Here is a 25684-nt window from a genome sequence, read left to right as displayed (position 1 = left end):
TATGCGAGGACTCTATGACGGCAAGCGACGCGACCGCGACAATTAAAAAGGGAAGTTCGGAGCCCAGTTTCGATAAAACGGCTCAGCGCATCCTCAACCTTTTCTTTGTGCTCAACAGCTCCCCCGAACCGCTGACGACCGAGCAGATTGTCTTGGATTCTGACCTAGGATATGGCTCGGGCAACATCGACTCGGATAAGCGCAAGTTTCGGCGCGATCGTGACAAACTGCTCGAGCGTGGCATCTTAATCAAGGAGGTTCGCCCCGCCGGTGCGCAGGAGACCGAGGAAAGCTCGTGGACAATCGACCGCGAGCACACGTTTGCTGCAGGCGGCCTCATCACCGCAGACGACGCCGACATCCTACTCAACGCCATCGACCAGACGCTAGCGGCCGGCTCTTCCACCTTTGCCGCGCCGCTTGCCGATATTCGCTCCAAAATTGCCTACCTCACCGGCATGTCGGCGGTGGACGAAGTACCGATCCGCCGCTCTCCCACCGTCGATGCGGTATGGAGCGCCTTTGCCGAGCGATGCGCGCTGCGATTTTTATATCAGAACGGACGCGGCGAGCAGAAAGAACGTACCGTCTGTGTCTACGGCATGTTCGAACGCGAGGGCGTGGCGTACTTCTGCGGCCTCGACAATGTCACCGACGACATCAGGACATTCCGCTGCGACCGTATCGTTCGCGCTTGGCGTCCTTCGAAGGCCTACGCCATCCCTGCGGACTTCAATCTCAACGACTATCTGTTCTTTGAATTCGATTTTGCCGACCGACCGCCCGTTGCAGCCACGTTCTCGTTCGCCCCTCAGACGCAGATCGATATGATCAACGGCCTCACGCGCGGGCGAGGTGAGCTCGCACACACCGATGCGGGATGGACCTGGACCGTTGACGTGCGTGACCTTGAAGCCGCCGCCTCATTTTGCATGGCCCACGCCGTGGACGGCATGAGGCCCGTGGCCCCCAAATCGCTCAAGCAGGCGTGGAACCGCCTCATTGAAAGGACGGTGCACGAGCATGCCCGTGCGTAAACTCACCAGCGAGCAGAGACTCTCGCGCGCCATCGACATTATGGAGGCCCTCTACGCCGCCGGCGAGAGCGGCATGACACGAGCCGAGATTTGCAGCCGCTTTGACATCACAGGGGTGTCGCTCGACGAGATTCTCGAGATCGTCTCGACGCTCGCGGACCGAGAATCGGGCGCGCGCATCATCTGCGAATGCCGCGGCGAGCGTGTGGCCCTCACCGGCGACGCCGGGCGTGTTCTACCGTTGCGCCTGAGTGCCGCCGAGGGCGCTGTGCTCAACCACGAACTTGAATCGTTGGGGATCGAGCCGCAGACGGCAGCCCGGATTCGGCATGCTCTTCTACCCGAAGAGCTCGGCTATAACCAGCGCGTCTTTGACACCGTCAACCACGGGTCGCACTGGCAGCAGCTGAGCTGCGCCATTCAGGACGGCGTTCGCTGCCGCATCTCGTATCGCTCGATGGACGATGCACGGCCACGCGAGCGTCTGGTCGACCCCTTGCGCATTACGGCAAACGGCGACCAAACATACTTGATTGCCTGGGACATCGCAGTCGATGAGCAGCGCACCTATCGCATGGATAAAATCGAGGGACTCACCTTGACGGAAGACTCCGTCGTGTCTCACGCACCGGACGTCGCATCCCTCCACGATTCCCTTGCCCGGACGCAGCACAGCGCAAAGCTCCTGATGCCATTCGATATGGCGGAGTATCTGGACTGGGCCGGCATCACCCTAATCGAGCGCAGCGGGGCAGACACGGCAACGGTAACCGTGCATTACGGCTCCGAGCGTTGGCTACTGAGCCAGATAATCGCAGCGGGCGGAGCCATCCGCATCTTGGATGACCCCGCCCTGTCAAAGCGTCTGTGCGATATGGCAAAAACCCTCGTCTGTCCGCTTTAGCGCCGCCGCTCGTGGCGTGCGCGCCACAGTTGCAGATAGTGCCCGATCTGCGCCGATTCGATGCGCTGGTAGGAGCTCGTGGGCAGCGACATTAAGAACTTCTTTCCGTAGCCCTTCGTCACCAGGCGCGGGTCGGCCAGAATCAGCACGCCGCAATCGGTCGACGAGCGGATAAGGCGGCCGGCCGCCTGCTTGACCTCGAGCACCGCCTCGGGCAGCGAATAGCGCGCCCAAGCGCGGTCTTCGCGCAAGTTGCGCTCGCACGAGAGCGGGTCCGTGGGGCTCGAGAACGGCAGCTTGGGAATGATGACGCAGCGCAGCGTCTCGCCGCTGGCGTCGAATCCCTCCCAGAAGGCCTTAAGCGCAAAAAGCGACGAGGTCGGCTCGTTGATAAACCGGTCGCGCAGGCGACGAGGAGATGAGTTGCGCTGCTGGCAGTTGAGTTCCAGACCCGCACGGGCCATCTTGGGCTCAACGCGGGTGTACAGGTCTTCCATGTCGCGCCGATTGGTGAACAGCGTGAGCACCGATCCGCCCATGGCAAGATGGGCGTCGACCAGCACGCGCTCGAGCGCCGTAAGATAGCTCTCACGATCGCGCGGATCGGGTATATCGCCCGCAACGACTACAGCCATGTTCGAATCGAAGTCGTAGCTCGAGTCCAAGTGCAGCGATGAGGATGTTGAAGCACCGATGCGATCGAGGCCGACCGCGTGGTTAAAGTGTTCAAAGCTTTTGGACACCGTCATGGTCGCCGAGGCAAAGATAGCCGTGTGAACCTCGGGCAGCCACTCGGTTGCCAAGGCCTCGCCAATGTCGATGCGCTCTGCGGTCATTGACTCTCCGCCGGCACGCAACCTGCGATTGACCTGCAGCGAATACACGTAGTGTTCATCGGTGCCGTCGATGATGAGTTTGAGGTTCTCGACCAGCTCGTGCAGGCGGCGCGAGGTATCGCCCAGGTCGACAACAACCTCGGGCTTGCCGGCGGCGACGGCCTGCACCAGCGCGTCGACGCTCTTGTCAGCTTGTTCCAATGCATCGATGGCAGCGTAGGCCGACTGTAAGAAATCATGCCAGTCGTCAGATTCGCGCAGCTCGGGGCCAATCCATAGATTCGCGTTGTCATAGCCCCCGCGGGCACGGCGGCCAAGCTCGCGCACGCCATCGAACACATCGGCAATCGCCATGCTCGCGCGGGCAACCGTCGACGCCGCTTTGGCGGTGAGTCCCAGGTAGAGCGTGGAGCCCTCGGAAGTAGCCAGGTCACGGGAAACCTGACTCAGCGCGCCGGCACTCGACCCACCCAAGCGCTCAAACAGCACGCGCGACTCATCTGCCGAAACCACACGCGCCCATTGGCGACGAGCCTCGCGCTCGATGGAATGGGCCTCGTCGACCACCCAGTGACGAATCGGAGGCAAAATCCTTCCCTCGGCGGCCACGTTGCGGAACAGCAGGGAATGGTTGGTGACCACCACGTCGGCATGTGCCGCACGACGACGCGCCCCGTGGACCAGGCATTTGTCGGGGAAGAACGGACACAGACGACGAGCACACTCGCGCGAAGCCGTCGTAAAGTCGGGGCGGTTGACGCTGCGCCAGCGAATGCCGAGCGAATCGAGGTCGCCATCGGCAGATTGGCACACATACGCCATGATCACCGCAACCGCCGTGAGCGTGTCAGCAGGATCGCGCTTGGTGGTAATCTCAACCTGACCACGGCTCATGCGCTCGAGCTTGCGCAGACACGGATAGTGGTCATAGCCCTTGAGTGCACAAAACGACAGGCCCCCGTCCAGCTGCTCGGCAAGTTTGGGCAGCTCGTGATACATGAGCTGGTCGGCAAGATTATTCGATTTGGTCGCGATACCAACCGTGATGTTGTTGCGGCGCGCGGCCTCGGCAAAAGGCACCAGATAGGCCATCGATTTGCCGACGCCCGTCCCCGCCTCGATCACGCGATGCGTTCCCGTAACGAGTGCGTCACGGACCTCGAGCGCCATCGCAATCTGCTCATCGCGCGGCTCGTACGTGGGATACATGCGATTAACCAGGCCGCCCGGGGCATAGTCCGCCTCGATTTCCTCGCGGCTCGGCATCTTGAGGACCGGCAGTTCGTCCGCATCAACGCGATCATCGGCCCGATCGGCCTTGAGTACGTCGGCGCGGGCTGCGCTGAGAGAGAAGATGGAACCGGGGTTCTGTCCCGCCAAGAAGGAGAAGATGGGGCGATAGGACCAGGGTACGTCGGGGTGCATGTCGGCCAGGCGCGCCATGAGGCCCTGAGGCAAGTCGGTGAGCGCCACGAGCAACACGCGCCACACACCACACAAGGCGTCGACATCGGCGTTGGCGCGGTGCGACACCGAGTCGCAGCCAAACAGGTCGGCCATGAAAGACAGCTTATGCGAGGCCAGGCGCGGAAGCGCGATGCGCGACAGTGCCAGCGAATCGATCCAGATGTCGCTGACGTTGACGCCGCCTTTGACCGACTCGATAAACGAACGGTCAAACGTGGCGTTATGTGCGATAACAGGACAACCGCCCACAAAGTCGGCGAGTGCCGCGACGGCCTCGACGGCCGACGGGGCATCTGCCACATCGGCATTTGTAATGCTCGTGAGCTCGGTAATCTCGGCGGGAATCAGCTGCTTGGGATGCACGAAGGTATCAAAGCGGTCAATGACCTCGCGGCCCGAAAGACGGGCCGCCGAGATCTCGATCAGCTCGTTGTCCTGCACCGAAAGACCTGTGGTCTCGGTATCGAGGACAATCACATCTTCCTCGATAAGGCCGAAGGACTGCGTTTTGGCGCGTTCGGCAAGCGTGGCATAGGAGTCGATGACAAACTGCGGCGTTCCTGACGAAACCGCGTCCTCGATTAGCATGCAATGCCCGCTCGACGAAGGCCCATACGGATCAGGCTGTCACAGACCTGCGGGAACGTCATGTCGTCGGTGTGGCGAATCTCATCCGGATACAGCGACGTATCGGTCATGCCGGGAATGGTATTGGTCTCGAGGATAACGGGGCCGTCCTCGCTCACGATAAAATCGCTGCGCGAGATACCCAGGCAACCGAGGGCCTTGTGAGCGGCGCAGGCAAGCTCCTGAGCGCGAGCGTAATTCTCGGGTGAAATCTGCGCCGGAATGCGATGAATGTCCGTAGGGTCGACATATTTCACGTCCAGATCGTAGAACTCGCAGTCCTCGGGCTTACGAATCTCGACAATCGGCAGAGCGCGCACGTCATCTTCGCCGTATACGCCGACGGTGATCTCGGTACCCTCGATGCACTTCTCGACCAGCACTTTGTCGCCGTACTCAAACGCCTTGGCGATTGCCGCGGGCAGCTCGGAGGGCTCATGGACCAGGGAAATGCCATAGCTGGAACCGTTGACGGCCGGCTTCACAAAGCAGCGCTCGCCACAAACCTCGACGATATGATCGATATCGACTTCATCGCCCACCTCGAGCGCAAGGCCGGGGGCAATGGGAATGCCCGCCTTGGCGTACAGGAGCTTAGAGACCTCCTTGTCGGCACCGCAGGCGCTGGCAAGCACGCCCGAAGCCGTGTAGGGGATACCCAGGGTCTCCATGGCGCCTTGCATGGCGCCATCCTCGCCGCCGGCACCGTGCATGGCGATAAACGCCACGTCAAAGCCGCCGGTCGCCATGGTTACCATAAAATCATCGGCAGCCGTGTCGAGCAGCTCCACCGAAGTGTAGCCGGCCTCCTTCAAGGCAACCACGACGTTCTTTCCCGAATTGAGCGAGATCTCGCGCTCAGCGGAATGACCGCCCGCCAAGACCGCTACGTGCATGTTCTCTAGGCTTTTACCCGGCATGGGCAGACTCCTCCTCTATAATTTCTGCAGCTGATACCATATTGTAGCGATACCCTCTACGTTTCCCCAAAATCGAAAGGCTTCCATGAATCCCAGGACTAAATCTCAGGACATTCGCGACTTGAGCCAAAACGATATTCGCGAGCTCGTGGCCGAGCTTGGCCAGCCCGCCTTCCGCGCGAAGCAGCTCATCGAATGGGTCTTTGAGAAGAACGTTTGTTCGTTTGACGATATGACCAACCTTCCCAAGGCTTTCCGCGAGCAGCTTAAAGAGGCTTTTGCCTTTGACACGCCGACTGAACTCACCAAGCAGGTTTCCAAAGATGGCTCTCGCAAGTATCTGCTCGAGTACCACGACGACGTTTCCGTCGAGACCGTCGGCATGCCCCGTCGTAACAAGCTTTCCGTCTGCGTTTCCACCCAGGCAGGCTGTGGCATGGGCTGTGCCTTTTGCGCTACCGGTCTCAACGGCCTCAAGCGCTCTCTGACCGCTCAAGAGATCGTCGACCAGGTACTTCATGTATCCAACGACTTTGGCGAGCGCGCCACGAGCGTTGTCTTCATGGGCCAGGGCGAGCCGTTTGCCAACTACGACGAGGTTCTCAAGGCGCTGCGAATCCTCAACGACCCCGATGGCATTGGTATCGGTGCTCGTCACCTCACCGTCTCCACCAGCGGCGTTATTCCCGGTATTCGCAAATTTGCCGATATCCCCGAGCAGTTCACGCTTGCCGTTTCTCTGCATTCCGCCATTCAGTCGACGCGCAATAAGCTCATGCCCGGTGTTAAGAAGTACACGCTGCTTCGCCTTCACGAGGCGCTTCAGCTCTACACCGAGAAGACTGGCCGCCGCCCGACCTATGAGTATGCCATGATCGAAGGCGTTAACGATACGAATCCCGAGATGCAGGCGCTCTGCGACTTCTGCGAGGGAACGCTGTGCCACGTTAACCTGATTCAGCTTAACGACATCGAGGGCAGCCCGCTCAAGCCGTCGCCGATTCATAAGGTTGAGGATCTTCAGCGTCGTCTTGAGTCCCGTGGCATCGAGACCACGATTCGTAACTCCCGTGGTAACGATATTGACGCCGCTTGCGGACAACTGAAGCAGCGCTTCAAAGTTCAGAAGAACGCATAGGGGAGTCGCACCCCAAAACGTTTCATGTGAAACATCGAACGACCCCGGTTACAGAATATGCAACCGGGGTCGTTTCATTTATTGACCTTTATTTTGAATCAGCTGCTACCTGTCCCATTTTTTACGGCCAAAATAAGGGGTCCTTGTCTCGTGAACCGGACAAGGACCCCTCAATATATGCTGAGTAATTGTTAGGTACCTAATAGCCTACATTTTCCCATTGGTTGCTAACCCAACCTTGATTAATCTTGGGATTCTTCGTTACCTGAGCAGTACGCATGGCAACATCTTCCGTCATAACATCCATTTTCTTTTTGGAAGTATCGACGATATCTTGCGCGCCACGAAGCAAACGACCTCGAAGTTCATCGTCTGTCGCGATCTTATAGCCAGCAAAGGTACCAGCCGCGACAGTCGTCACCAATGCAATCGCTGTTAAAATCTTATTCCTCATCTTGGCCTCCTTGATCGAACTGAATCATTTCGCCAAGAATACGAGAGAGCTCTTCCTCGTCTTTAAACTCAATCTCAATCTTATTCTTTCCACGCGAGCTCTTCACACGCACGTTGGTATTAAAAAACTGACGAAGCACACGGGCAGCCTTTTTAAAAGACTGAGGCGTTGCAGGCCTCGGAGTCTTAGGTGTCTCTCCGGCAGAAAACAACGGAGCAAGATTTTCTGTCGCTCTTACGGAAAGACCCTCTGCAACAACTTTCTCTGCAAGTCGAATTCGAGCATCCTCATAGGGAACCGCAAGAATTGCACGTGCATGACCAGCAGTAAGTTTGCCCTCAAAAATCATCTGCTGAACTACTTCGGGGAGATCGAGAAGACGCAGCGAGTTTGTAATTGCAGAGCGTGACTTGCTTACCGCCTTCGACAATGCCTCCTGGGTCATACCGCTGGCGTCGATGAGCTGGCGATAACCCTTAGCCTCTTCGACGGGATTCAGATCAGAACGCTGAAGGTTTTCGATAAGAGCAAGAGCCAGCATCTCTTCATCATTAACATCTTTAATGATGACAGGCAGCTCCTCAAGACCAGCAAGCTTTGACGCCTGATAACGACGCTCACCAGCGATGATCTCATAGCCGTTTCCATGCTTGCGAACCAAAAGCGGCTGCAAGACGCCATGTTCTTGGATTGACTCGCTCAACTCACGAAGTTCAGTTTCGTTAAAGTGAATTCGCGGCTGATTAGGGTTGGGAACGATATCCTCAATAGGTAGTTTTGTTTCAGATGCGACATTTGAACCCGATACAGCCGAACCACCGGTCTCATACTCGGCCTCTGAGACCAAAGCATTGAGTCCACGTCCCAATCCGCCACGTTTCTTTACACTAGGCACGCTTGATCACCTCTTTTGCAAGGTTCATATATGCTTTTGCACCCTTATTTTGAGGTGCATAGGTAATTACCGGTTCTCCAAAAGACGGAGCTTCGGAGATTTTAACCGTACGGGGTATCAACGTCTTAAACGCCTTATCACCAAAGTACGATTGAACCTCCTCAACAACCTGATTCGATAGAGAAGTACGCGAGTCATACATGGTCATAAGCACACCGTAGGTGTCTAAGCCCTTGTTCAGACGAGATTTGACCATCTTCATTGACTCAAGCAGCTTCGTAACGCCCTCGAGTGCGTAATACTCGCACTGGATCGGAATCAAAACGCTGTCTGCTGCGGTCAAAGCGTTGATAGTAAGCAGTCCGAGCGAAGGAGGGCAGTCAATGAAAATAAAATCGAACTCGTCCTGAATCGGCTCAAGCAAATCTTTGAGGCGGGTTTCACGAGCAATTGCGCTTACGAGCTCAATTTCGGCGCCTGCAAGCTGAATTGTAGCCGGAATTACGAATACCTTTTTGCAATTTGTATCAAGAACCAGCGATTCTGCCGGCACATCATTCAACAACGCATCATAGATGCAGTGATCAAGGTCTTCTTTTTCAATTCCGAATCCACTGGTGCTATTTCCTTGCGGATCAAAATCGACAATCAGTGTCTTACGACCCTGCTCACCCAGTGCTGCTGCAAGGTTTACAGCCGTCGTTGACTTACCGACGCCGCCTTTTTGATTGATGATTGCAATGATACGCGTGTCTTTTGCGCTCTTAGAACGCTTAACGTCGCGAAATCCCACGGTCCCTCCTGGTGTGTATTAAAGCTGTCAAACGGAGGATGTTTCACGTGAAACATTCCGATTCGATATCAACCGCCCTGTTTCACGTGAAACACTGCAAGTTGTTAGTATCCATTATGTTTCACGTGAAACATCTAGGCAAGCGGATTCTTCTTTGCCACGCCATTTGCACGAGGCAGTGAGACGGATGCTGGATGACTCTTCTTAAGAACAATGAACTCCCTGTGACCCAAGCCTTCAGGCAAATCAATTGCGTCATTCAGAAGCAAAGTGAAGCCGCAAATCTTAGCTGCTGACATGCCGGAAGCAAGCTCCTCAACCGAAGGATTGCCCTTGGTTATAACAAATAGCCCTCCATCCTTCAGATACGGAGCCGCATACTCAACAAGAATCGGTAGAGGGGCCAGTGCGCGGGCGGTTACAACAGAGAACTGCTTCTTATGGCTTCGAGCATATTCTTCAAGACGATCATGAACCGCATGAGCATGTTTCAATCCAAGAGCATGGACAAAGGAATTGACTGCATCAACCTTCTTACCAACAGAGTCAATATAAGTAGCTTTACGATGCGTGGTTATGGTTAATGGAATACCAGGGAAGCCCGCACCTGTTCCCATATCGAGCAAAGCTCCCTCAGGAGCCTTGTTGATATAGGGGAGCAAAACAAGTGAGTCGAGGATATGCAGTACTGCAGCATCTTCTACGTTAAGAATACGGGTGAGATTGGTTGTCTTATTTGTTTCTAGAACCAAATCCAAATGCTGAATACATTTCCTCAGCTCAACATCAGTTACGCTCAAGGAATACTCTTTGCAATAGGAAGTTAGACGACTCAACATCTCGTCAGCCTGCTGATCAGTAAGTACTAACAACGAAAGCTCCTTTCTGACAAAAATCAGTGTATCGAGAACTTTTGACAAAAAAAGGGGACGTGGAAACCACGTCCCCTTAGCATAAGCTCGAGAAGATTATCGAGCAACAATCACCACATGGCGATCAGGGTCAGAACCCTCAGAATGAGTATCGACGGCATCATTGCTACGAAGTGCAATGTGAACCAGTCGACGCTCGTAGGCATTCATGGGCGGAAGCGAAACACTCTTATGAGTGCGGATGGCACGCTCGGCAGCAGACTGAGCCATGGAAGCAACCTTGTCCTGACGGCGACTCTTGTATCCCTCTACGTCCACTACAACCGGATACCTAAAGCCAAGTTTGCGGCTCACCAGCAAAGAGAACATAACCTGAAGGGCATCAAGGGTGCGACCATGACGGCCAATGAGAACAGCAAGGTCGGGAGCCGTTACATCCAAAATCAGCTCACCCTCGTCGCCCTCATACTCATCGATAGGAGAGTTGGCGGCATCGAAGTGCGAAAGGATGGAACGCAGGATGGAAATCGCAACATCGGCAATGGTGTCGAGCTCCTCATCGGTCAGCTCTTCACCAGCCTTGTAGCGCTGTGCAATCTCGGGATAATCGCCCGCGACCTGCGGGGCAACCTCCTCAAGCATATCCTCGATGATCTCTTCAGACATAACGTACTCCAAAAGTTAGGTACCTAAATAAGATTGATATCCCACTACTTCTTCTTGTGCGGGCGCGGCTTCTTCTCTCGACGAGTGACCTCAACCTGCAGCGGAGTGTTCTTAAGACGCTCCTCCTCATCGGCCTTCGCCTTATCGATGACCTTCTGCGTCACAAAAATCTGCTGGATAACCTGCCAAGCAGACGAGACGTCGTAGTACAGCAGAACACCAACGGGAAGGCTCCAGCCCATCCAAAGCATCATGACCGTCATGACAACGGCCATCATACGCATGCTCTGAGCCTGCTGGCCGGTCTGGTTGCGCGACATATAGAGCTGCGGAATCAGGGTCAGGACGGCGAACAGGATCAGGCAAACCAGCGCAGGCAGTGCAACCATAAAGCCATCGGCAAAGGAAGCGCTCGGCGTGGTGGTCAGGTCGGGCAGGATGTTGAAGAACGAGAACGTGCCGTCGTTAAAGTACTGCGGCAGGTTGCGCAGCAATGTAAACAGGGCGAACAGGATAGGCATCTGAATCAGCAGCGGCAGACAGCCAGCCATGGGGTTGAACTTGTTCTCGCTGTAGAACTTCTGCATCTCCTCGGCCTGACGCTGGGGATCGTCGGCATAGCGCTCCTGGATCTCGAGCATCTTGGGCTGCAGCACCTGCATGCGAGCCGTCGACTTGGTCGACTTGAGCATGAGCGGCGTCAGCAGCAGACGGATGATGACCACCAGGATGATGATGGACAGGCCCCAGTCGACCGCAAAGGTCTGGATGAGCTTGAGCAGCTCGAAAAGGATGTTAACGATCCAATCCCACATGTAAGTTTTCCTCCGATAGCGAGTGCCCGCTAGGGCACAGGGTCATAACCGCCGACGTGCAGGGGATTGCAGCGAACGATGCGCCTCACGGCAAGCCAGCAGCCTCTCAAAACACCGTGCTTCTCAATCGCCTGGACGGCGTATTGCGAGCACGTTGGGTAATAAATGCAGGCGTCAGGCAATAAGGGCGAAATAACCTGTTGATATATGCGAATAGGAGCGATGGCAACACGTCGCAAAACGTGATTGCTCATCGCTCCTCCCCGGCAACGCCGGCGCGCTTCATAAGCGAACGCAACGCCTTGTCCATCTCCTGCGGCGAGGAAACCCTCGTCTTGGGAGTTGCAAACAAGATGATGTCATAACCCGCAACGGGAAATCCGCAGCTGCGGGCGGTCTCGCGCATCACACGCTTAGATCGGTTGCGCACGACGGCACAACCGAGTCGCTTAGCACCAACGAAGGCGACCCTTCCGGAGTCGCCTTCGCCAACCGATTCACATATGGTCATTCGAATCAGAGGGTGATTGAAACGACGCCCCTGACTGAACACATGCTCGAAATCTTGCCGAGACTTAATAGTCTTCATGCGAGATGTGTGTATCGCTGCTAGACAGTGAGACGCTTGCGGCCCTTGGCACGACGACGGGCGAGCACGGCACGACCACCCTTAGTGGCCATACGGGCACGGAAGCCATGGGTCTTGGCACGCTTACGCTTATTAGGCTGATACGTACGCTTCATCTTAAGTTCCTCCTGCTGCATTTCGAGTGTCCGCGGGGACGCGGACGCAGATATAGACACGTGAGCTTGAAGATTGTAGGGAAATCAATGTTCAAATGTCAAGAAATCAAAGGTAAAAGGTTGCGCAGTTCACACGGTTCCCCCATAAGCGCAACCGAAATTTGCGCCTCATGGCAACCTTTCACGATATTTCATCGAGTTTTCAACAGGTCATGTTGGCAATGTTGAGAACTTTTCGCCCGTTTTCCAAAGTTTTCAACAAGTTTTGAAAAGTTGTCGAAAGATGAGAAACGTTGCACGGTGAGCTACTATTTGTTCGAAACCTTTTGAAAGATTGCGAGCGGCATGTCTGACGACTTTTACACCATGGTCGATTCCGGAGACCCGGCACCCGACAACGAGCACATCACCGGCGTGCGCGAAGAGCGTGCGGAAGGCGAGCAGGCGACCACGCAGGCGCCAAAAGCCATGTACGCCGCGCGCATCGCCGTCTATGACGACATGCTGTCGACACCGCGGGTGATCGTCATTGATCCGCAAGATGTCCGCACGTATTTGGAAGAGACGACCAACACCGTCTACCAGTGCATGAAAGAACAAGGTGGCCATATCTCGCTCATGGTCATCCGCGAGATTGTCGAAAACTTTATCCACGCACACTTTGCCGAGCCCATCATCTCGATTCTGGACGACGGAGACACCATCCGCTTTGCCGATCAAGGACCCGGCATCGACGACAAGGAACGTGCTTTCGACTTTGGCGTTACCAGCGCAAACAGCAAGATGAAGCGCTATATCCGTGGAACCGGAGCAGGGTTTCCCATGGTGCAGGAGTATTTGGAAAACGCCGGCGGTGCCGTATCCATCGAGGACAACATGGGCAACGGCACCGTGGTTACGGTAAGCCTGAACCCTAAACGCGTGCAGGAAATCGAGCGTGCCGGCGGACGCGGCGCTGCCGTGCGGCCCGAGACGGAGCAGCCCACATATCCCCTGCCGGGAGCTTTTGCGCAGCAGCCCGTGGCAACGCAGCAGATGCAGCCCCCCGTGGGACAGATGCAGCAGCCCGGAATGCTTCCCACACAAGAACCCCAGGCGGCATCTATGTCGATGCCGCCAAACATGCCAGAGGCCATGCCGCTGGCTGATCAGGATGCAGCAGCAATGCAGCAGGCGACGGGGGCGCCGGGTGGCCAGCAAATGGGCTATCAGCCGTACCAACAGGGATATCCATATCAGCAGATGCCGCCACTGGGGTATGGCCAGCAGTTCCCGCAGCAGTACCAGCAGGGATATCAGCAGCCGTACCAGCAGATGCCGCAGCAGCAGTACAACCCCTGGGCCCAGCAGACGCCTCCGCAGCCTTACCAACAGTGGCCTCAAAGTTTTCAACAGCAAATGCCGCCGACGCAGAGTTCTCAACAACCAGCAGCTCAAATGATGTATCCTAATGCAGTAAATCAGTATGCACAGCCACAACCGGACGTGTTCGTAAGCGATCGCGGCAACGCCGCGCTGGGCTATCTGGCGCAAAATCAAGCGTGCGGCGCAACCGATCTTGCGAGGGCGTTTGGAAACTCGGCCCCCACTTGGTCACGCACGCTCAATGACTTGGCGCAGGCCGGCTTGGTCATCAAGCATGGCCAGAAATACCATCTGACCGAACTCGGCGCCGCTCGCGTGCGAGCTCAGAGCTAAAGAACGGGAGAGACAGTGGACGAGGAAGCAAGCATCATCCTGGGGGATGCCATCGCCTTTTGCCAGCGCGACGGCCAAGATGCACGCCTCATCAACATGCTGGGGCAATCGCGCGCCATAAGCCTGACCGAAGATACGCTCACGATCGAGGCCCCCTCGCGCTTTGCCATCGCGCAGCTCAAAAAGCATCAGCCGACTATTGAGGCCTATCTGGAAGAAATCGCCTTTGCACCGATTGCTCTCGACATCGTGGCACCGCAAGGCGCCGCGACGGAATCCGCTGCCGCCACGGCGCCCGCCACGGCTCCCGCTGCTTCCCCGGCGGTGCCGGCCTCCGCAGGCGATGTGCCGACAATCGAGCACCAGCACAGCGATGTTTCCCGTGAAACAATGGCACCGTTGACGAGCGCGGCGGCGACGTCAACGAACGCACCCGTCACGCACATGCCCATCGCTCACGACGCAGCGGCGGGCGCGGATTCGGGCATTGCAATCAAGAACACGCTCTCGGCCGACGATTTTCGTCGCATGATGAACCAGATGAAGGGCGGAGCGCCGACTAAATCCACGCAAGCTGCGGCCCCCGCTTCACCCATGCCAGCACCGACCGTGCCGGCCGAGCAGAATACGGATGGAGCCCCGCTCGCCGCGAACTCAAAATTTACCTTTGAGAACTTTGTCTACGGCCCCGAGAACAGCCATGCCTATCGCTCGGCACTCAAGTTTGCCGCCCTCGCGGACGAGCGCGGCACATGCACATCCCTGTTCATCTATGGCAAATCGGGGCTGGGCAAGACCCATCTGCTGCTCGCCATCAAAAACGAGCTCGCCGAGAAGTCGCCCGAGATCAAGGTCAAGTATGCCAACTCCCAGGCATATCTGGACGACCTGATGACCGAGTTCGACCGTCAAAAGAAGAGCAACGCCCCCATCATGCAGGCGTACCACGGCGTGGACGTGCTCATCATCGATGACATCCAAAACATCATCGGCAAGCGCGCGAGTGTGGACTACTTTTTCCAGCTCATGGACGAGTTCATCCGCAACAACAAGAAGGTCGTCATCGCGGCAGACCGCGCCCCCAAGGACCTGAGCATGGACGAGCGTCTGACCAGCCGCTTCAACGCCGGAATGCTCTGCCTGGTCGCAGAGCCCAGCTACGAGATGAAATACAAGATCTTGCAGCGCTATTACGAGAACACCATCGTCGCCGCTCCCGAGGCGGGCGACGACTCACTGCTGGCGGCCTATGGGGGCGACGGCGGGCACCTGACCGACGAGCACTTTAAACACATGGCCGAGGTCTCGGGCACCAACATCCGCGAACTCGAGAGCTTTTGCGAGCGCTGCGCCGGCGAGGCGGGCGACCGCGAGCGCGAGGGCGGAGAGCTCACCTTTGACGATATCGACGCCATCGCCAGCCAGTACTTCGACACATCGGCCAAAAAGATCAACGTCCAGACGGTTCAGTCCGTCATCGAAGAGCAGTACGGCGTGACACACGAGGAGCTCATCGGCCCGCGTCGCAACGCCAATATCGCCAAAGCACGCCATATCGCTATCTACCTGGCCATCGAGATGTGCGAAATGACGACCACGGCGGTGGGCGCCGAATTTGGCAACCGCAACCACTCGACCGTCAGCACGAGCTACAAAAAGGTCCAGAAGATGATCCAGGAAGACCGCACCGTCACCGAAGACCTCAAGTCGCTGCGCGATAAAATTACACTGCGCTCGTAGGGAAATAGAGACACCTGTTGAAAACTTGTCGAAACCACGGGCATAAGGTGTCTAAAACCCAACCCGCGGTGATGAAAAGTTTTGCGCAGGTTTTGAACGTGGAAAACCACCCCCGTTGCACACAGGTTGCTGTCGATTCTCTTTCTGGGTCTGACCTGCGTCTTTGGGAGTAATCAACAGTTTCGTCAGTGCTATTACTATTATTAAGATATTTATATCTATAGAAAGGTATTAAAAGATGAAGTTCACCGTCAGCCAGAGCTCGCTTACACAAGCCATCGGCGTCGTTATGAAGGGTGTCGCTTCGGCATCCACCCTTCCCATCCTGTCGGGCGTGCTCGTCAAGGCGCAAGACGGCATCTTGGAATTCCAGACCTCTAACTACACCATCTCGATCCGTCATCGCATCGCGGCGCATGTCGAAGAAGAGGGCGAGATGGTTATCCCCTGTAAGATGCTCTCCAATATCACCAAGACCCTCCCCGATGCCCCGGTCACCTTTGAGCTGTCCGAGCGCCAGGTGCTGATTGGTTGCGAGAAGAGCTCTTTTAGGCTGAACACGCTCGATGCCAATGACTTCCCCGAGTTTCCGGCCTATGCCATCGAGAGTGCCGTGGAGCTGCCGACCGATATCTTGTCCGAGATGGTCGGCCGCGTGTGGCGCGTCACCTCGACCGACAAGGCCCGCCCCATCCTGGGCGGCGTGCACATGAAGGTCGAGAACAACACCGTGCGCCTGGTAGCGACCGATTCCTTCCGTTTGGCCGTGTGCGATACGCAGGTCGAGACCTCGACCCTCGAAGGCTCCTTTGAGCTCAACGTTCCGGCCGACGCCTTTAACGACGCACTGAACATCATGGCCAGCCAGGCGACCATCATGATCGGGGCTACCGACACCCAGGTCGTCTTCGAGGCCGGCAACACCACCTACGTGTCGCGCCGCATCGAGGGCGTGTACCCCAACTACAAGCAGCTCATCCCCGATTCGTGCGTGACGAGCGTCAAGATCGACGTCGCCGCCTTTAACGCCGCCCTCAAGCGCGTGGCCGTTATCGCGAGCGCCAACCCCGCCGTCAAGTTCGAGATCGATGTCGAGAACGGGCAGATGGGCCTGTCCTCCATCTCCAATGACCAGGACCTTGCGCAGGAGACGATCGATGTCGAGGCCGAGGGCGAGTCGGGCACCATCGCCTTCAACTACCACTACATCTTCGGCTGCCTCAATGCCCTATCCAAGGAGAAGGAGATCACGCTGGAGCTCAAGAGCTACTCGCAGGCGGGCATCTTCAAGTCCTACGACAAGATCAACTACCTGTACCTGGTCATGCCGGTCCGCATCTAGCGCTGCGCTATGACCATGTTCGCCCGCGATCTTTCCGTCGCGCACTACCGCAGCTTCGATAGCTATCGTCTTGCCCTGGACGAGGGCGTGACGATACTTGCGGGACCCAACGCGGCGGGAAAGACCAATCTCATAGAGGCGCTGCAGCTGCTGACGAGCGGCGCCTCGTTTAGGCATCCGACCGCAGCCGAGCTCGTCCATGACGGCGTGGGCTCGTGCAAGGTCGAGCTGAGGCTCGAGGGCGACGGCCGCGTGCTTGATATGGGATTGAGCGCGGAGGACGGTAAGCGCTCGTTTAGCCGCAACGGCAAGAGATGCTCTGCCGCCGGTGTGCGCGGGGTTCTGCCGAGCGTGCTGTTTTGCCCCGACCATCTGGACATGGTTAAGCGAGGCGCCAGTGTGCGCCGCGCCGCCCTCGATGACTTTGGCATGCAACTGAGCGCACGCTATGCCGATCTTGCGAGCACCTATGCGCGCTGCGTGACCCAGCGTAACGCCTTGCTCAAGGAAACCTGGTGCTGCCGTGAGATGCTCGGCGCGTGGAACGATTCGATTGCCCGCGCGGGCTCGGCCCTGCTCGTGCACCGGTTGGCCCTGCTCGACCGGCTGGCGGGCCATGTGCGTACTGCCTACGGGCAAGTGGCGTCCGGTGAAGCCGCCAACGTGTCCTATGCGTCCACACTGGGGGATTTGCCCCAGGTCGAGGATCGCGAAGAGCTGAAGGGCTGGGCGTACGAGCGCATGCTGGCCGCCCTTGATGAGCACGCCGACGAGGAAATTCGCCGCGGCGTGACGTTGGTGGGACCGCATCGCGATGAGATTGAGTTTACCGTGGCGGGTCGCTCCGCTCGTTCATTTGCCAGCCAAGGACAGCAGCGAACGTTGGTGCTGTCCTGGAAGGTGGCCGAGGTGGCCGTGGCTCGCGATGTTCTGGGTACTGCTCCGCTGTTGCTTCTGGACGACGTGATGAGCGAGCTCGACGGCGAGCGTCGCGGTGCTTTTCTGCGGCTGATCGGCGATGATATCCAGACGGTCATAACCACGACCAACCTTGGGTATTTTACCGATGACCTGCTTGATCGAGCCAAGGTGGTGAGCATGGGTGAGACGTACTAATTACGAGCGCGAGAGCGAGACGGTCGCCTTCAGTGGGTTTTTAAACGCAGAGCGCCAGCGCATCCTGGCGGCTGCAACGCCTGAGCGCCGTGCACAGATGGAGGCTGCCGAGGAGTCGCGCGCGGTCTATCGCGCGTGGAACGCGGTGTGCTCGGGCACGCGCGAGGGGCGGCATGTGACGGGTCTGCGCTACCTGCCCGAGTCCAATGAGCTGCTGGTATATCTCGATTCGCCCTCGTGGACGCAGGAAATGACGCTGTTGCGTGAGATCATCCGCGCGCGCATGGAGCGCGCCGGTGCACATGTGGACGGCCTGGTGTTCAAAACCACCGCGCCCGGCCACACGCCACCCGCCGCCAGGGAGCGCCTGCGCCCGGCGACGACCGAGCGCCCGCCGGCTCCGCACGCCGACCTCAGTGAGGCCGAGCGCACCGAGATCGAGTGCCAAGTGGCGCCCATCGAAGACCAAAAACTGCGCGAGGCCCTCGAGAACGCCATGAGAGCCAGCGCCGAGTGGGCCAAGGGCGTGCAAAGCAAAAAAGAGCCTTAAATCGCATCTGGTGGCCTTGTAGAGCCAAACACCCTCGTTCCCGAGGGTATTTTTTTACGATAAACTAGTAAGGCTGTACACATTTTCTTGACTGAAGGAGGACGTGTGGCAAACGAAAACGATTACGATGGCGGCGAGATTAAGATTCTCGAAGGTCTCGAGGCCGTTCGTAAGCGCCCGGGCATGTATATCGGCTCGACGAGCGCCAGCGGTCTGCATCACCTGGTGTGGGAGATCGTTGACAACTCCGTCGACGAGGCCATGGCCGGTTTCTGCACCGAGATCCAGGTGACGGTCCACGCCGACAACTCCATCACGGTCGTCGACAACGGGCGCGGCATCCCCGTCGACGAGCACCCTGTTAAAAAGATTCCGACGCTCGAGGTCGTCATGACGATTTTGCACGCCGGCGGTAAGTTCGATAATTCGGCCTATAAGGTCTCGGGCGGCCTGCACGGCGTTGGCATCTCCGTCGTCAACGCACTGTCCAGGCGCGTGGTCGTTCAGGTTCGTCGCGACGGCAACATCTACGAGATGGAGTTCTCGCGCGGCAAGACCGTCAAGAAGATACAGGTCGTGGGCACCTCGGATTCGACGGGCACCACCGTCACCTTCTGGCCCGACGACGAGATCTTCGAGACCTGCATCTACGATTTCGATACGCTGCACAACCGTCTGCAGGAGACGGCGTTCCTCAATAAGAACCTCAAAATCGTGCTGACCGACGAGCGCGATGCGACTCCCCGTGTGGAGGAGTTTTGCTACGAGGGCGGCATCATCGACTTCGTCAAGTTCCTCAACGAGGGCAAGGACGTCCCCGAGGCCTTTAAGGAGCCCATCTACATCGAGGGCAAATCGGACCCGGACGCGCCTGTGGCCAAGATGGGCGAGGTCGAGGTTTCCCTGCAGTGGAATAGCGGCTACGGCGAGAACGTCATGTCGTTTGCCAACGACATCTACACCCCCGAAGGCGGCATGCACCTTGAGGGCTTCCGTACCGCGCTCACCCGCGTGATCAACGATTACGCGCGCAAGCAGAACCTGCTCAAGGAAAAAGACGCCAACCTGACCGGCGACGATGTGCGCGAGGGCCTTTCGGCCGTTATCTCGGTCAAGCTGCCCGACCCGCAGTTTGAGGGCCAGACCAAGGCCAAGCTCGGCAGCTCCTATATGCGCGCGCTCACGCTCAAGATCGTGACCGACGGCCTTGCCGATTACCTCGAGGAGCATCCCAAGCCCGCTCGCGAGATCGTCAAGAAGGCGCAACAGGCCTGCAAGGCGCGCAATGCCGCCCGCAAGGCGCGCGAGGCGACCCGCCGCAAGAGCCTGCTCGAGACAGCGTCCCTGCCCGGTAAGCTCGCCGACTGCTCGGTGCGCGATGCCGAGCTGACCGAGCTCTTTATCGTAGAGGGCGACTCGGCAGGCGGTTCGGCCAAGGACGGCCGTCGCCGAGACATCCAGGCGATTCTGCCCCTGCGCGGCAAGATTTTGAACGTCGAACGCGTTGGTGACCATCGCGCGTTCTCGAGTGACACCATCCAGTCGCTGATTACCGCGATCGGCTGCGGCGTCACGACGAGTGCCGGCGACGGCGGCGACTTCGATATCACCAAGGCGCGCTACCACAAGATCATCATCATGACCGATGCAGACGTCGACGGCGCGCATATCCGCATCCTGCTGCTGACGTTCTTCTACAAGTACATGCGTCCGCTGATCGATGCCGGCTACGTCTATGTTGCCTGCCCGCCCATCTTTGGCATTAAGGTTCGCAACAAGATCCACTACGTGTATCCCAACGGCCGCCAGCCCGAAGACGAGATCCTGCGCGACACCATTCAGAGCCTGGGTTTGAACCCCGACGATAACGACGAGGACGGCAAGGCCAAGGACGGCAAGATCACCAAAAAGCGCAAGGGCTATACCGTCCAGCGCTACAAGGGCCTGGGCGAGATGGACCCCAAGCAGCTTGCCTCGACGACGATGGACCCCAAGACCCGCATCCTGCAGCGTGTGTCGATCGAGGACGCCGTGGTGGCGGACCGCGCCGTGCGCGAGCTGATGGGTTCCGAGGTCGGCTATCGCCGCGAGTACATTGAAAAACATGCGCATGACGCGCGTTTCCTTGATGCTTAAGAGGAGGTAACGTGGCAGACGATATCAACAACAACGAGGGTATGGACGAGGCCGGCGACGCCGGTATGCCCGATGATCTGAAGCGCCTGCTCGCCCGCGCTGAGCAGGGCGAGGACGGCGATCCGGATTCCTATAACCCCGACGCCGAGGATGAAGAGGAAGAGGATGACGACGCCGAGCTCGAGGAGAGCTTCGGTGCGGTCGATCGCGGCGCCTCGGCCGGCGAGGATATTAACGGCGGTCAGCTCCAGATTTCGGAGTTCGGCCGCGAGATGAAGCAGTCGTTCATCGAGTACTCGATGTCGGTCATCACGGCGCGCGCCCTGCCGGACGTGCGCGACGGCCTAAAGCCGGTGCACCGCCGCATCCTGTACGCCATGAACGAGAGCGGCATCTACCCCAACCGCCCGCATAAGAAGTCGGCCTGGACGGTCGGCGAGGTTATCGGCAAGTACCATCCGCACGGCGACTTCGCGGTCTACGAGGCCATGGTTCGTCTGGCGCAGTGGTTCTCCATGCGCACGCCGCTCATCGACGGCCACGGTAACTTCGGCAATATCGACGGCGACGGCGCCGCCGCCATGCGTTATACCGAGAGCCGCCTGGCAAAGCCCGCCATGGAGCTGCTGCGCGACCTGCAAAAGGATACCGTCGACTGGCAGCCCAACTACGACGAGTCGCTCGCCGAGCCCGTGGCGCTGCCCGCGCGCTTCCCCAACCTGCTGGTCAACGGCAGCCAGGGCATCGCCGTCGGCATGGCCACCAATATCGCCCCGCACAACCTCACTGAGGCGATCGAGGCCACCTGCTACCTGATTGACAATCCCGATGCCACCGTCGACGAGCTTATGCAGATCATGCCCGGTCCGGACTTCCCCACCGGCGCCATCATCATGGGCAGCGCCGGCATTAGGCAGAGCTACGAGACCGGCCGCGGCTCCATTACCGTGCGCGCCAAGGCCCACGTGGAATCCACCAAGACCGGCCGCAGCCGCCTGGTCTTTACCGAGATTCCCTACATGGTCAACAAGGGCACCCTGCAGGAGAAGATCGCCCAGCTCGTAAACGACAAGCGCATCGAGGGCATCTCGGACATGCGCGACGAGTCCAACCAGAAGGGTATCCGTCTGGTCATCGAGCTCAAGAAGGGCGTTATTCCGCAGGTCGTGCTCAACAACCTGTATAAGTACACCTCGCTGCAGACGACCTTTGGTGCCAACAACCTGGCGCTCGTAAACGGCGTTCCCAAATGCCTGAGCCTGCGCGAGATGCTGCAACACTACATCGACCACCAGGTCGACGTCGTCACCCGCCGCACCCGCTTTGACCTTAAGAAGGCCCAGGCGCGCGCCCATATCCTCGAGGGCTACTTGATGGCTCTCGACCATATCGACGAGGTCATCAGCATTATCCGTTCCTCGCAGACCGACTCCGAGGCAAGCGGCCGCCTGATCGAGCGCTTTGGCTTTACGCCCGAGCAGACCACGGCCATCCTCGAGATGAAGCTGCGTCGTCTGACCGGCCTGGAGCGCGACAAGATCCAAGAAGAGCTGGACGGCCTGCGCCGCGCCATCGCCTACTACGAGGACCTGCTGGCGCATGAGGAGAAGATCCTGGGCGTCATCAAGGAGGAGATGCGCGAGATCTCGAAGAAGTTCGGCGACAAACGCCGCACCGAGATCAGCCATGTCGAGAAGGATCTGGATGTTGAGGACCTCATCGCCGACGAGGACATGGTCGTGACCATCACCCACACCGGCTACGTGAAGCGCATCCCGGTGGCTGCCTACCGCGCCCAGAAGCGCGGCGGCAAGGGCGTGTCGGGCGTCAACCTTAAAGAGGACGACGTCATCGACGAGATGTTTATCGCATCCACGCACGAATACGTGCTGTTCTTCTCGAGCAAGGGCAAGGTCTACCGCCTGAAGGTGCACGAGCTGCCGGTGGGTACGCGCCAGGCGCGCGGTACCGCGATCGTCAACCTGCTGCCCTTTGAGGAGGGCGAGAAGATCGCGAGCGTCATCAGCTGCCGCGAGTTCCCCGCCGACGAGTACCTGATGTTTGCCACCAAGAGCGGCATGGTTAAGAAGACCGTGATGAGCGCCTACGACCGCAGTCGCCGTGATGGCCTGATCGCCATTAACCTGAGGGACGACGACGCACTGCTCGCCGTGCGCCGTGTGCGCGAGGGCGACAAGATCATCCTGGCCACCACTGCGGGCAAGGCGATCATGTTCCCCGAGGACCAGGTTCGCGCCACGGGACGCGACACCAGCGGCGTTCGCGGCATCGGCATGAAAGACGGCGTGAGCGTTTTGGGTATGGAGGTTACCAACGGCAACGGTGACCTGTTTGTCATCACCGAGCGCGGCTACGGCAAGCGCACGCCGGTCGCGGACTATCCGGAGCAGAACCGCGGCGGTCAGGGCGTCTATACCATCCAGATGACCGAGCGCAAGGGCAACCTCGCGGCCATGAAGACGGTGGGCCCACAGCACGAGCTGTTCATCGTGACGGAAGGCGCGACGGTCATTCGCGTCAAGACCGACGAAATCAGCCAGACCGGCCGAGCCACCCAGGGCGTCAAGATGATGACCGTCGACGACAACGACCGCGTATGCGCTGTCGCCCGCATGACGGCAGCCAAGGAAAAACCCGAAGGCGAAGGCGCCGAGGCCGCAGCCGACACCGAAGAGGCCCCAGTCGACCTAGGCGACGGCAACGACATGCCAGAGGATCTCCTGGACGAGTAAGAGGCCCTAACTGGTAAAAATCATCAGACCCCTCATATCGGCGGTCGGCGCACCGCGCGCCGACCGCTTTTTTTGAAAACCTTGGGACTCGCGTTCGCCCCGGTCGCACGGCGGCATGTGAAGTCGATCGCGAGTTCCGCACGAGCCAGAGAGCACTTAATGTGCTCTCTGCGCGAGTCAGGACTGTCCGAGCAGGCGACTTCACATGCCGCCGTGCGACCGGGGCGGGCACCCTCCAAAGATTTTCAAAAAAGTTGTTGACGCGCGCGTAACGACTCGTCTAATATATCCCTTGCGCGATGGACCTGTAGCTCAGTTGGTTAGAGCGTCCGGCTGATAACCGGGAGGTCACAAGTTCGAATCTTGTCAGGTCCACCACTTTCTTTCGCAATAAACACCCCAGCGAGAGCCGAGTCGCCGCTGGGGTGTTTATTACTGTCTCCGTGGGGGTTTAGCTCAGCTGGGAGAGCGCGGGCTTTGCAAGCCTGAGGTCAGGGGTTCGATCCCCCTAACCTCCACCATGATGGACCTGTAGCTCAGTTGGTTAGAGCGTCCGGCTGATAACCGGGAGGTCACAAGTTCGAATCTTGTCAGGTCCACCATCAAAACTGTGAAGAGCCTCGAGGCATGGCCTCGGGGCTTTTTTCTTGTGTGCTATAAAACTCATTTTGGTTTTGTGTGCTGTGCGAAAGATTGGGTAGTATAGCTATTCAATGCGGCGAAGGCGCCGCGTGTTAACCGCTACGTACCGGAGGTGTTCCATGGTTCGTGTCGACATAGAGACCATCGTCATGGCCGCCGGTCCCGTGCCATCGCTTATCGTACTTCGCGAGCGCTGCAGCAAATCGGACTCCCCCGCGCCGCTGCGCTCCCTCTCTATCCAAACTGGTTCCTTTGAGGCTGCGGCTATTAGCCGTGGTATCGACAGCGGTCGTGCCGAGCGCCCGATTGCCCATGACCTGCTGCTCGACACGCTTGATGCCCTAGATGCAAAACTCGAGCGTATTGAGATTGTCCGTGCCGAGCCGCCCGTGTTCTACGCGACGGTCGTCGTTTTGGCCGGCGGCAGCGAACACGGCATCGATGCCCGTCCGAGCGACGCCATCGCCCTCGCCGTGCGTAGCAATGCCCCCATGTTTGTGGAGGACGACATCATGAACCGCCTGGGGACCGTCTCTCCGGTTGCCGAGGAAATCGATGACGAGCAGGAATTTGAGAAGTTCGACGAGTTCGTCCATACGCTCTCGCCCGATGATTTTTAAATGACGGGTAGCTATGAGACGGAGTGTACGCTGATGGAGCGTGGCGTCTCGGCCGAGGTCGCCGCCATCGCCCGCGAGGCCCAGATGCGCTCGGAGGCGTCCGAGGCCGCGCGCATCGCCTACGTGACGCAGGCCCGTACGCTTCGCGAGCGCCGTACCTCCTTTATCAAGATGGTTGCCGTCTCCGCACTTGTCGCGGCAATCTCATCGCGCCTTCGTGGTACAGTTGGTGCGCTTGGGTTTTCGATTTCGACGGGCTTGGTCATCTGGGGCGTAGTCGACGCCGTGATGCTGACCAACCAGATCAAGGTACTCGATAAGCGCGCGGCCGATATGATGCGCGCCCGCGACGCCGCCGCCAAGATCGCTGCCGAGGCACAAGAGATGTAACGACGCCGGACTCGATGGGAAGGTCTAAAAATGGCACAGGATATGCAGGACGCCGGAAACGTCTCCGCCGAGCTCGACGCCATGGTGTGCGACCTCATCGGGGCATTTTTAGACGATCTTGCCGCTGGTGAGAACCCCGGCGTTGTCGTTGCGATCGAAGACGCCGCGTCCAACCGCTATCTGGCGGCACTCGACGAGGACGGCGAGGAGGCATGCCTCGAGGCTGCCACCAACTTTATCTCCGAGCACAAGATGGGCCTTAAGGACGAGGGGCTGGGCCGCATCGCCCGTTACGCCATCGGCTACACCGGATGTGTCGAGATCGATGGCGGCTACCATGACGCCCTGCTCGTGAGTTTCTTTGAGACGACGCTCGAGAGCGGCTTTTCGGCATACGTACTGTACGAGGGCGTGGGCGCCGGCGATGGTTTTATGTGGAGCGACCCTGAACCTGCAGGCGAGGAAACCCCTCTTATCTAAAATCGCTAAAATAAACGAGTTTTCGGTAAAAGGCTCAATATTCCCGCCG

At 58.3% G+C, this 25684-nt stretch carries 24 protein-coding genes and 3 tRNA genes; 16 read left to right on the top strand and 11 right to left on the bottom strand.

Annotated features, from left to right (window positions below):
- Positions 1-14 precede the first annotated feature (14 nt).
- Both KTF55_RS03070 and KTF55_RS03065 read left to right on the top strand, forming a co-directional pair.
- On the top strand, positions 15-1037 hold the full coding sequence (locus KTF55_RS03070; RefSeq protein WP_217107359.1) for a YafY family protein: 1023 nt from the start codon (positions 15-17) through the stop codon (positions 1035-1037).
- Positions 1024-1941, top strand: a complete 918-nt coding sequence (locus KTF55_RS03065) for a YafY family protein (protein ID WP_217107360.1) — start codon at positions 1024-1026, stop codon at positions 1939-1941. Before KTF55_RS03070 ends, KTF55_RS03065 begins: the two co-directional genes overlap by 14 nt.
- Here KTF55_RS03065 and KTF55_RS03060 read toward each other — a convergent pair.
- Both KTF55_RS03060 and KTF55_RS03055 read right to left on the bottom strand, forming a co-directional pair.
- Complete coding sequence (locus KTF55_RS03060; RefSeq protein WP_217107361.1) at positions 1938-4832, bottom strand: helicase C-terminal domain-containing protein; 2895 nt, start codon at positions 4830-4832, stop codon at positions 1938-1940. The genes KTF55_RS03065 and KTF55_RS03060 overlap by 4 nt on opposite strands.
- Entirely contained in the window at positions 4826-5791 is a 966-nt protein-coding gene (locus KTF55_RS03055) for a D-alanine--D-alanine ligase (protein WP_035136496.1), read from the bottom strand. Before KTF55_RS03055 ends, KTF55_RS03060 begins: the two co-directional genes overlap by 7 nt.
- Before the next feature lie 85 nt (positions 5792-5876).
- On the opposite strand from KTF55_RS03055, the gene rlmN reads away from it, so the two are divergent.
- On the top strand, positions 5877-6929 hold the full coding sequence (rlmN, locus tag KTF55_RS03050; RefSeq protein WP_217107362.1) for a 23S rRNA (adenine(2503)-C(2))-methyltransferase RlmN: 1053 nt from the start codon (positions 5877-5879) through the stop codon (positions 6927-6929).
- Positions 6930-7128: 199 nt separating this feature from the next.
- Here the strand turns inward: rlmN and KTF55_RS03045 are convergent, their stop codons facing one another.
- The 9 genes from KTF55_RS03045 to rpmH all read right to left on the bottom strand — a co-directional run bounded on the left by KTF55_RS03045 (position 7129) and on the right by rpmH (position 12168).
- Positions 7129-7383, bottom strand: a complete 255-nt coding sequence (locus KTF55_RS03045; protein ID WP_148331771.1) for a hypothetical protein — start codon at positions 7381-7383, stop codon at positions 7129-7131.
- Positions 7373-8278: a ParB/RepB/Spo0J family partition protein gene (locus KTF55_RS03040; protein WP_217107363.1), complete on the bottom strand. Its 906-nt coding sequence runs from the start codon at positions 8276-8278 to the stop codon at positions 7373-7375. The genes KTF55_RS03045 and KTF55_RS03040 overlap by 11 nt, the downstream gene beginning before the upstream one ends.
- Positions 8271-9071 (bottom strand): ParA family protein, encoded by an 801-nt coding sequence (locus KTF55_RS03035; RefSeq protein ID WP_022093800.1) that lies wholly within the window; start codon positions 9069-9071, stop codon positions 8271-8273. The genes KTF55_RS03040 and KTF55_RS03035 overlap by 8 nt, the downstream gene beginning before the upstream one ends.
- A 134-nt stretch (positions 9072-9205) precedes the next feature.
- The gene (rsmG, locus tag KTF55_RS03030; RefSeq protein ID WP_254179402.1) at positions 9206-9871 is read right to left on the bottom strand and encodes a 16S rRNA (guanine(527)-N(7))-methyltransferase RsmG; all 666 of its coding nucleotides are present in this window, start codon (positions 9869-9871) and stop codon (positions 9206-9208) included.
- A gap of 168 nt (positions 9872-10039) precedes the next feature.
- A complete protein-coding gene (locus tag KTF55_RS03025; RefSeq protein WP_148331769.1) occupies positions 10040-10609 on the bottom strand; it encodes a R3H domain-containing nucleic acid-binding protein in 570 nt (189 codons plus the stop codon).
- A 44-nt stretch (positions 10610-10653) separates the two neighbouring features.
- Positions 10654-11424 (bottom strand): YidC/Oxa1 family membrane protein insertase, encoded by a 771-nt coding sequence (locus KTF55_RS03020; RefSeq protein ID WP_217107365.1) that lies wholly within the window; start codon positions 11422-11424, stop codon positions 10654-10656.
- 29 nt (positions 11425-11453) lie between these two features.
- On the bottom strand, positions 11454-11678 hold the full coding sequence (gene yidD / locus KTF55_RS03015; RefSeq protein WP_148331768.1) for a membrane protein insertion efficiency factor YidD: 225 nt from the start codon (positions 11676-11678) through the stop codon (positions 11454-11456).
- Positions 11675-12013 carry a ribonuclease P protein component gene (rnpA, locus tag KTF55_RS03010; RefSeq protein ID WP_148331767.1) on the bottom strand — a complete coding sequence of 113 codons (339 nt, stop codon included), beginning with the start codon at positions 12011-12013 and terminating at the stop codon, positions 11675-11677. Before rnpA ends, yidD begins: the two co-directional genes overlap by 4 nt.
- 20 nt (positions 12014-12033) lie before the next feature.
- Entirely contained in the window at positions 12034-12168 is a 135-nt protein-coding gene (rpmH, locus tag KTF55_RS03005) for a 50S ribosomal protein L34 (RefSeq protein WP_019127408.1), read from the bottom strand.
- A 345-nt stretch (positions 12169-12513) separates the two neighbouring features.
- On the opposite strand from rpmH, the gene KTF55_RS03000 reads away from it, so the two are divergent.
- The 13 genes from KTF55_RS03000 to KTF55_RS02940 all read left to right on the top strand — a co-directional run bounded on the left by KTF55_RS03000 (position 12514) and on the right by KTF55_RS02940 (position 25635).
- A complete protein-coding gene (locus KTF55_RS03000; RefSeq protein ID WP_217107366.1) occupies positions 12514-13866 on the top strand; it encodes an ATP-binding protein in 1353 nt (450 codons plus the stop codon).
- A 15-nt stretch (positions 13867-13881) separates the two neighbouring features.
- Positions 13882-15606, top strand: coding sequence for a DnaA ATPase domain-containing protein (locus tag KTF55_RS02995; protein ID WP_117848455.1), 1725 nt, complete (start codon positions 13882-13884; stop codon positions 15604-15606).
- A gap of 238 nt (positions 15607-15844) precedes the next feature.
- Positions 15845-16948, top strand: a complete 1104-nt coding sequence (dnaN, locus tag KTF55_RS02990) for a DNA polymerase III subunit beta (RefSeq protein ID WP_022094338.1) — start codon at positions 15845-15847, stop codon at positions 16946-16948.
- Positions 16949-16957: 9 nt separating this feature from the next.
- On the top strand, positions 16958-18064 hold the full coding sequence (locus KTF55_RS02985; RefSeq protein WP_217107367.1) for a DNA replication/repair protein RecF: 1107 nt from the start codon (positions 16958-16960) through the stop codon (positions 18062-18064).
- Positions 18051-18614 (top strand): DciA family protein, encoded by a 564-nt coding sequence (locus tag KTF55_RS02980; RefSeq protein WP_226790509.1) that lies wholly within the window; start codon positions 18051-18053, stop codon positions 18612-18614. Before KTF55_RS02985 ends, KTF55_RS02980 begins: the two co-directional genes overlap by 14 nt.
- Before the next feature lie 105 nt (positions 18615-18719).
- A complete protein-coding gene (gyrB, locus tag KTF55_RS02975) occupies positions 18720-20750 on the top strand; it encodes a DNA topoisomerase (ATP-hydrolyzing) subunit B (protein ID WP_217107368.1) in 2031 nt (676 codons plus the stop codon).
- A gap of 41 nt (positions 20751-20791) precedes the next feature.
- Entirely contained in the window at positions 20792-23503 is a 2712-nt protein-coding gene (gene gyrA, locus KTF55_RS02970) for a DNA gyrase subunit A (RefSeq protein WP_217107527.1), read from the top strand.
- Between the two features lie 301 nt (positions 23504-23804).
- Positions 23805-23881 (top strand) — tRNA-Ile (locus tag KTF55_RS02965).
- Between the two features lie 67 nt (positions 23882-23948).
- Positions 23949-24024 (top strand) — tRNA-Ala (locus KTF55_RS02960).
- A gap of 4 nt (positions 24025-24028) precedes the next feature.
- Positions 24029-24105 (top strand) — tRNA-Ile (locus tag KTF55_RS02955).
- Positions 24106-24264: 159 nt separating this feature from the next.
- Entirely contained in the window at positions 24265-24765 is a 501-nt protein-coding gene (locus KTF55_RS02950) for a bifunctional nuclease family protein (RefSeq protein WP_217107369.1), read from the top strand.
- On the top strand, positions 24766-25155 hold the full coding sequence (locus tag KTF55_RS02945) for a hypothetical protein (RefSeq protein WP_217107370.1): 390 nt from the start codon (positions 24766-24768) through the stop codon (positions 25153-25155).
- Between the two features lie 30 nt (positions 25156-25185).
- Positions 25186-25635 (top strand): hypothetical protein, encoded by a 450-nt coding sequence (locus KTF55_RS02940; RefSeq protein WP_035136509.1) that lies wholly within the window; start codon positions 25186-25188, stop codon positions 25633-25635.
- Positions 25636-25684: the final 49 nt, after the last annotated feature.

The organism is Collinsella sp. MSK.8.10, assembly GCF_019041915.1.
In the GTDB taxonomy this organism is placed as follows: domain Bacteria; phylum Actinomycetota; class Coriobacteriia; order Coriobacteriales; family Coriobacteriaceae; genus Collinsella.
This window is presented reverse-complemented; position numbering and strand designations above follow the sequence as displayed.